10 protein-coding genes are annotated in these 7,247 nt (G+C 70.7%); 7 read left to right on the top strand and 3 right to left on the bottom strand.

The window, feature by feature from the left end; genetic code table 11:
• Positions 1-259, top strand: a 259-nt coding sequence (locus AC2VNT_RS02610; RefSeq protein ID WP_486945371.1) for a RibD family protein, incomplete at its 5' end; no start/stop codon positions are given.
• 9 nt (positions 260-268) lie between these two features.
• Here the strand turns inward: AC2VNT_RS02610 and AC2VNT_RS02605 are convergent.
• Together AC2VNT_RS02605 and AC2VNT_RS02600 are read right to left on the bottom strand one after the other, a co-directional pair.
• The gene (locus AC2VNT_RS02605) at positions 269-1,834 is read right to left on the bottom strand and encodes an MFS transporter (RefSeq protein WP_486945373.1); all 1,566 of its coding nucleotides are present in this window, start codon (positions 1,832-1,834) and stop codon (positions 269-271) included.
• An 11-nt stretch (positions 1,835-1,845) separates the two neighbouring features.
• The gene (locus tag AC2VNT_RS02600) at positions 1,846-2,544 is read right to left on the bottom strand and encodes an LppX_LprAFG lipoprotein (protein WP_486945370.1); all 699 of its coding nucleotides are present in this window, start codon (positions 2,542-2,544) and stop codon (positions 1,846-1,848) included.
• 41 nt (positions 2,545-2,585) lie between these two features.
• On the opposite strand from AC2VNT_RS02600, the gene AC2VNT_RS02595 reads away from it, so the two are divergent.
• Entirely contained in the window at positions 2,586-3,194 is a 609-nt protein-coding gene (locus AC2VNT_RS02595; protein WP_486945369.1) for a riboflavin synthase, read from the top strand.
• Positions 3,195-3,227: 33 nt separating this feature from the next.
• A complete protein-coding gene (locus AC2VNT_RS02590; RefSeq protein WP_486945368.1) occupies positions 3,228-3,548 on the top strand; it encodes a DUF732 domain-containing protein in 321 nt (106 codons plus the stop codon).
• A gap of 57 nt (positions 3,549-3,605) precedes the next feature.
• On the opposite strand, the gene AC2VNT_RS02585 is transcribed toward AC2VNT_RS02590, so the two are convergent.
• A complete protein-coding gene (locus AC2VNT_RS02585) occupies positions 3,606-3,926 on the bottom strand; it encodes a DUF732 domain-containing protein (protein WP_486945367.1) in 321 nt (106 codons plus the stop codon).
• 162 nt (positions 3,927-4,088) lie between these two features.
• Between AC2VNT_RS02585 and AC2VNT_RS02580 the strand changes: the two genes are divergently transcribed.
• The 4 genes from AC2VNT_RS02580 to uvrC form a co-directional block, all read left to right on the top strand.
• On the top strand, positions 4,089-5,354 hold the full coding sequence (locus AC2VNT_RS02580) for a bifunctional 3,4-dihydroxy-2-butanone-4-phosphate synthase/GTP cyclohydrolase II (RefSeq protein ID WP_486945366.1): 1,266 nt from the start codon (positions 4,089-4,091) through the stop codon (positions 5,352-5,354).
• Between the two features lie 49 nt (positions 5,355-5,403).
• On the top strand, positions 5,404-5,886 hold the full coding sequence (gene ribH, locus AC2VNT_RS02575) for a 6,7-dimethyl-8-ribityllumazine synthase (RefSeq protein ID WP_486945365.1): 483 nt from the start codon (positions 5,404-5,406) through the stop codon (positions 5,884-5,886).
• Positions 5,887-5,936: 50 nt separating this feature from the next.
• Positions 5,937-6,368: a PH domain-containing protein gene (locus tag AC2VNT_RS02570; protein WP_486945372.1), complete on the top strand. Its 432-nt coding sequence runs from the start codon at positions 5,937-5,939 to the stop codon at positions 6,366-6,368.
• Between the two features lie 82 nt (positions 6,369-6,450).
• Positions 6,451-7,247, top strand: a 797-nt coding sequence (gene uvrC, locus AC2VNT_RS02565; protein WP_486945364.1) for an excinuclease ABC subunit UvrC, incomplete at its 3' end; no start/stop codon positions are given.

Raw genomic sequence — 7,247 nt, 5'->3', positions numbered from 1 at the left:
CGACCCGGCCGAGGTGCTGCGCGCGTTGTCGGACCGCACCGACGTGCTGCTCGAGGGCGGCCCGACGCTGGCGGGTGCGTTCCTGCGGGCCGGGCTGGTCGACCGGATCGTGGCCTACGTGGCGCCGATCCTGCTCGGCGGGCCGGTCACCGCGGTCGACGACGTCGGCGTGCCGAACATCGCCGGGGCGCTGCGCTGGCGCTTCGACGACGTGCAGCGGATCGGACCGGACCTGCTGGTCAGCCTGGTGCCGGGTTAGCGCCGGACGTCAGAGCGGGATCGCGACGGTGTCGAGCTCGTCCGGCCGCGACTCCGGCTGCCCGACCCGGATCTTGTTGCTGCCGATGAACAGGCCGAGCACCGCACCGACCACGCAGATGATCGCGGTGATGCCGAAGATCTCGCCGTACATCATCGACAGCGCCTGACGGGAGTTCTCCGCCAGCGCTTCGCCGATCGCGATCAGGTCCTGGCTCTTCGGCTTGGGCAGACCGGCCAGGATCTGGTTGAACCGGTACAGCCCCCACGCGGAGAGCGCGGCCAGCCCGATCAGCATCCCGGTCATCCGGGCCACCACCACGCCGGACGCGGCGCTGCCGTGCTCCCGGGCCGGCACCACCCGCATCACCGCGGAGGTGAGTGGGCCGATCACCAGGCCGAGCCCGATACCGGCCAGCAACTGGTCGGTATCCAGCGCCGGCAGTGACAACCCGAAGACGTGGTGGTGGTAGGCGAGCAGGTCCACCGGCCATTCCCGGATCAGCCAGTACCCGTAGGCGGCGATCAGCAGCCCGACGAAGGTCACCAGCCGATCGCCGACCCTGGTCGCCACCGCACCGCCGACGACCGCGCCGACCGGAAGCGCGACCAGGAACCGCAGCAGCAGCATGGCCGCCTCGTTCTGGCTCATGTGCAGCACGCCCTGGCCGAACAACTCGACGTCGACTAGGGTGACCATCAGCGCGGCCCCGGCGCACAGCGACGACCCGAGCGCGGCCAGGAACGGCCCGAACCGGGCCCCGGCCGGGTCGATCAGCTTGGTCCGGGAGAAGGTCTCCCAAGCCGCGAAACCGGCCAGCGCGACCGCCGCGAGCAGCAGCAGCACCGGGCCGTTGTCCGGCAGCGCCTGCTTGGCGTTCGGGTCGGGGTTGTACAACCCCATCGTCAACAAGCCCAGAATGACGGCCAGCAGCAGCCCGCCGACCACGTCGACGCGTTCCCTCGGTCCGTCCGTGGACCGGGCGGGCAGGCTGAAGTGGATCAACACCATCGCCAGCACCGTGAGCGGCACGTTGATCCAGAAGATGTCCCGCCAGGCGGATCCGTCCCGCCAGCCGACCAGCGCCCAGACGACGAAGATCCCGTACAGCGGGCCCAGCACGCTGCCCAGCTCCTGTGCGCCGGCGATCCATCCGAGCACAGCCGCCCGATTGCGCTCCGACCACAGGTCGGCGCCGAGGGCGAAGGTCACCGGCAGCAGCGCCCCGGCTGCGGTGCCCTGGATGGTGCGGCCGACCACCAGCGTCTCCAGGTCGGTCGAGAGCGCGGTCACCACCGATCCGATCGCGAACGTACCCAGGCTCACCTGCAGCAGCAGTTTGCGACCGAACCGGTCCGAGGCCCGGCCCAGCAGCGGCATCGCCGCGATGTAGCCGAGCAGGTAGCAGGTGAGGATCGGGGTGAGCTTCTGGATCTGGTTGATCGGGATGCCCACACCGGCCGGCGGGGCGGCCATGATGTCCCGCATGATGGTGACCACCACGTAGGTGTCGAGGGCACCCAACAACACCGCCAGGCTGCCGGCGCCGATCGCCAGGCCGCGGTTCGTCCGCATCTCGACGCCGGTCACGCCCCGGCCGGCTTCTCGACGGTGACCGGCACATTCCAGTTCGACAGGGTCATCTCGATGGTGTTTCCGGGGCTCCGTTCCAGCTGCGCCTGAACCAGGTTGTGGTCGCCGTCCTCTTCGATCCAGACGGTGGCCGGAACCGGTGTGGTCGCCTTGAGCTGCGGGGCCAGCTTGTTCACCGCGTCGGCGGGAACCTCACCGGTGACCCGGACGGTCTCCTTGCCGCCGACGGTCTCCCGGCCGGCGGCTTTGGCGTCGGTGAAGTTGCTCAGCAGGTTGGCCAGCCCCTGGTCCGGGTTGAGGATCGCCCCCACGTCGTAGATCTCGCTGGCCGGGCCCATGTCCAGGTAGTCGTCCCCGGTCATCGCCGCGTACAGGTCACCATCGACGACCACGAACTTGGCGTTGATGTCGGCTCCGCCGACGGTGATGTTCGCGGTGCCCTTGGCGGCGGTCTTGGGCTCGGTGGTGAGGTCGCCCTCCAGCGTCTTCAACGGCAGCTTCTCGATCTTGCCGGTGACCGACAGCACCAGGTGTGCGCTCTTGAGGTCATGGGTGGTGACCCTGGCCTGCTTCACCAGCGTCGTGGCGTCCGGCAGCGGGTCGCTCCGCTTTGCCGGGGAACAGCCGACGACCAGACCGGTGGCGGTGGTCACGGCGGCCAGGGCGATCAGAAATCTGCGCATGGGTTGCATCGTAGAGGGTGCCGCTGGGTGGCGCCCGCTAGCCTGGTGCCATGTTCACCGGGATCGTCGAGGAATTGGGCGAGGTCATCGGCAGGGACGAACTGACCGACGCGGCACGGCTGACCGTGCACGGACCGATCGTCACCGCCGACGCCCGGCACGGCGACTCGATCGCGGTCAACGGGGTCTGTCTGACCGTGGTGCAGGTGGCCGACCAGCGGTTCTCCGCCGACGTGATGCGCGAAACCCTGGACCGGTCCAGCCTGGGGCTGCTGCGGATCGGCAGCCGGGTGAACCTGGAGCGCGCCGTCGCGGTGGGTGGCCGGCTGGGCGGGCACATCGTGCAGGGCCATGTCGACGGCACCGGCGAGGTGGCCGCCCGCAGCCCGGCGGAGCACTGGGAGGTGGTGCGAATCACGCTGCCGTCGACGATATCACCGTACGTGGTGGAGAAGGGGTCGATCACAGTCGACGGGATCTCGCTGACCGTCAGCGCTGTCGGGGACGGCTTCTTCGAGGTATCGCTGATCCCGACCACCCGGAAGCTGACCACCCTCGGGCGGGCTCCGGTCGGGACCGCGGTGAATCTGGAAGCAGACGTGCTGGCGAAGTACGTCGAGCGGCTCGGCCGCCGCGAAGCCCGCGGTGTCGGGGATTGACTTGCGATAATTCAGGCGAAGAGGACACGAACGATGAAACGAGCGCTGCTAGTGGGGCTGGTGTTGGCGCCGCTCTTCCTGGTGCCGACCGCACACGCCGAACCCCGGGACAACCCCACTCCGGCGGAGCGCGCCTATCTTGCGGAGGTGGAGCAGCGGGGCGTGCCGGTGCGGCCTCCCAAGGGAGCGCTGGAGGCGGGTCACTGGGCCTGCGACGACCTGCGCAGCGGGATGCCGCCGCAGGAGGTCGCAACCAAGCACTTCGGGGCGTTTGCAAGCGATTTCGGGCCAGCTGTCGTCGATGCCGCCCAGCACCACTTGTGCCCGGACGCCCTACCCGCGCCGGCTGGGTGACGGCCACCGGCCGCCGGACCTCCCGGGTGGGTGCCCGGCGCTGACCCGCCCGGCCCGCTACTCGGCGGTGTCCGGGCAGAGGTGGTGGTGCGCCGACCAGGCGATGGTCTTCTCGATCGGGTACGTCAGGCTGTCGGCGAACGCCCGCACGCCCCGGCCCTCGCGAAATATCGCGCAGGCCCGGTACCCGGCATTGAGCAGCTGGTCGTCGGTGTTCAGCAGCGCACCGCCCCACTCGCCGGCGGCGCGCACCTCGTCGAGAAACCCCGCCTCGTCGGGTTCGGCACGCACCGGAGCGGCCAAGACGATCCCCGTCGCGACCACCGCTGCGGTCAGCCAGGCACCGAGACGGCGGACGGCGTGCATCGCCGGACTCACCCAGCCACGGTAGCTCCGCGCCGGCCATCCGTCCCTGGAACGGTTGCGCTCGGGTGATCTGGGAAGATGGTCGTTGCCGCCGGGTGGTCCATACTGAGGTGGAACGTCACCACCCGACGTTTCCCCGACGGCCGATGACCAGGTCCTTACAAGGTGGCGAAGATGACGAAGTTGGACACCGTCGAGCGCGCGGTTGCCGACATCGCGGCGGGCAAGGCCGTCGTCGTCATCGACGACGAGGACCGGGAGAACGAGGGTGACCTGATCTTCGCGGCCGAGAAGGCCACCCCGGAGCTGGTCGCCTTCATGGTCCGCTACACCTCCGGCTACCTGTGCGTGCCGCTGGACGGCGCGATCTGCGACCGGCTGGGCCTGCTGCCGATGTACGCGCTGAACCAGGACAAGCACGGCACCGCCTACACCGTCACCGTCGACGCCAAGCACGACGTCGGCACCGGGATCTCGGCGTCGGACCGGGCCACCACCATGCGGCTGTTGGCCGACCCGGCCAGCGTCGCCGAGGATTTCACCCGGCCCGGGCACGTGGTCCCGCTGCGGGCCAAGGACGGCGGGGTGCTGCGCCGCCCCGGCCACACCGAGGCCGCCGTCGACCTGGCCCGGATGGCCGGGCTGCGGCCGGCCGGGGCGATCTGCGAGATCGTCAGCCAGAAGGACGAGGGCGCGATGGCCCAGACCGAGGAGCTGCGGGTCTTCGCCGACGACCACGGGCTGGCGCTGATCTCGATCGCCGACATGATCGAGTACCGCCGCAAACACGAGAAACACGTGCAGCGGGTCGCCGAGGCCCGGATCCCGACCCGGCACGGCGAATTCCGCGCGGTCGGTTTCGCCAGCATGTACGAGGACGTCGAGCATGTGGCGCTGGTGCGCGGCGAGATCGGCGACGGCGCCGACGTGCTGGTCCGGGTGCACTCGGAGTGCCTGACCGGCGACGTCTTCGGGTCGCGCCGCTGCGATTGCGGACCGCAGCTGGACGCCGCGATGGCGATGGTCGCCCACGAGGGACGCGGGGTGGTGCTCTACATGCGCGGCCACGAGGGCCGGGGCATCGGTCTGATGCACAAGCTGCAGGCCTACCAGCTGCAGGACGCCGGCCACGACACCATCGACGCCAACCTCAAGCTGGGGCTGCCCGCCGACGCCCGCGACTACGGCACCGGGGCGCAGATCCTGGCCGACCTCGGCGTTCGGTCGATGCGGCTGCTCACCAACAACCCGGCGAAGCGGGTCGGGCTGGACGGCTACGGGCTGCACATCATCGAACGGGTGCCGCTGCCGGTGCGGGCCAACGCCGAGAACATCCGGTACCTGATGACCAAACGCGACCGGATGGGGCACGACCTGACCGGGCTGGAGGAGTACGACGAGTCCCGCCACCGGCCCGACGGCTTCGGCGGGGCGGTGTGAGCCGCGCCGGCGACGATGCGGCGCGCAGCGAGGCTCAGGAGCGGCGCCGATGAGCCCGGCAGCCGGCGTTCCGGATCTGCCGGTGCTCGACGCCGCCGGGCTGCGACTGGCGATCGTCGCCAGCACCTGGCACGAGCGGATCTGCGACGCGCTGCTGGCCGGTGCCTGCCGGGTGGCGACCGCCGCCGGGGTGGACAACCCGACCGTGGTCCGGGTACTCGGCGCCATCGAGATTCCGGTGGTGGCCCAGGAAGTGGCTCGCAGCCACGACGCGGTGGTCGCGCTCGGCGTGGTGATCCGCGGGGCCACACCGCATTTCGACTACGTCTGCGACGCGGTCACCCAGGGCCTGACCCGGGTGTCGCTGGACGCCGCGACGCCGGTGGCCAACGGCGTGCTGACCACCGACAACGAGCAGCAGGCGGTGCAGCGCGCCGGCCTGCCGGAGTCGACCGAGGACAAGGGAGCGCAGGCGGCCGCGGCCGCGCTGAGCAGCGCGCTGGCCCTGCGCGACCTGCGTGCGGGCACGTGACCCCGCCGGACGCTCCGGCCGACTGGGACCTGGTGGTGCGTCCGCGGCTGATGCCGCGGCTGGCCTGGGCGGCCGCCGCCGTCATCGCCGTCGTACACATCGCGGTCGGCCTGCTGCTCGAGGTGGGATCGACGGGGGTGACCTTCCGCACCGCCGATCAGGTGGCCATCGCGCTGCTGGGCCTTGTCATCGCCGGTGCGGTGCTGTTGTTGACCCGGCCCCGGCTGCGCGCCGGTGCGGCGGGCGTGTCGGTGCGCAACCTGTTCGGTGACCGGCTGATCGGCTGGGCGCAGCTGACCGGGGTGTCGTTCCCGGCCGGCAAGCGGTGGGCGCAGGTCGACCTGCCCGCCGACGAGTACGTCCCGGTGCTGGCGATCCAGGCGGTGGACGGGGAACGCGCCGTGGACGCCATGGAGGCGGTTCGGGGACTGGTCGCGCGCTACCGGCCGTCTCCGTTGCCTCCTCCGCGCGAGCAGACGTAAAGACCCCTGAAATCGGTCTCTTCCGGGGGCCTTTGTGTCTGCTCGCCCGTGTCTGCCGGGCGGCGGAAGCTAGCCTGAAGGCGTGCCAGATCCCGCCAGCTACCGTCCGGCGCCCGGGTCCATCCCGGTCGAGCCGGGCGTCTACCGGTTCCGGGACGTGCACGACCGGGTCGTCTACGTCGGCAAGGCCAAGAACCTGCGCAGCCGGCTGACCTCCTACTTCGCCGACATCGCCGGCCTGCACCCGCGGACCCGCCAGATGGTGACCACCGCGGCGAAGGTGGAGTGGACGGTGGTCACCACCGAGGTCGAGGCGCTGCAGCTGGAGTACAACTGGATCAAGGAGTTCGACCCGCGGTTCAACGTCCGCTACCGCGACGACAAGACCTACCCGGTGCTGGCGGTCACCCTCGACGAGGAGTACCCGCGGCTGATGGTCTACCGCGGCCCCCGGAAGAAGGGGGTGCGCTACTTCGGGCCGTACTCGCACGCCTGGGCGATCCGGGAGACGCTGGACCTGCTGCTGCGGGTCTTCCCGGCCCGGACCTGTTCGGCCGGGGTGTTCCGCCGCCACCAGCAGATCGGCCGGCCCTGCCTGCTGGGCTACATCGGCAAGTGCGCGGCGCCGTGCGTCGACCGGCTCAGCGCCGAAGAGCACCGCAAGATCGTCAACGACTTCTGCGACTTCCTCTCCGGCAAGACCGACCGCTTCGTCCGCGGCCTGGAGCAGCAGATGTACGCCGCCTCCGAGCAGCTCGACTTCGAGCGGGCCGCCCGGCTGCGCGACGACATCTCCGCGCTGAAGCGGGCGCTGGAGAAGCAGGCGGTGGTGCTCGGCGACGGCACCGACGCCGACGTGATGGCCTTCGCCGACGACGA

This window comes from Mycobacterium sp. TH-M15, assembly GCF_057473705.1.
Note: the sequence above shows the minus strand (reverse complement) of the source record. Positions and strands in the feature narration are given on the sequence as shown.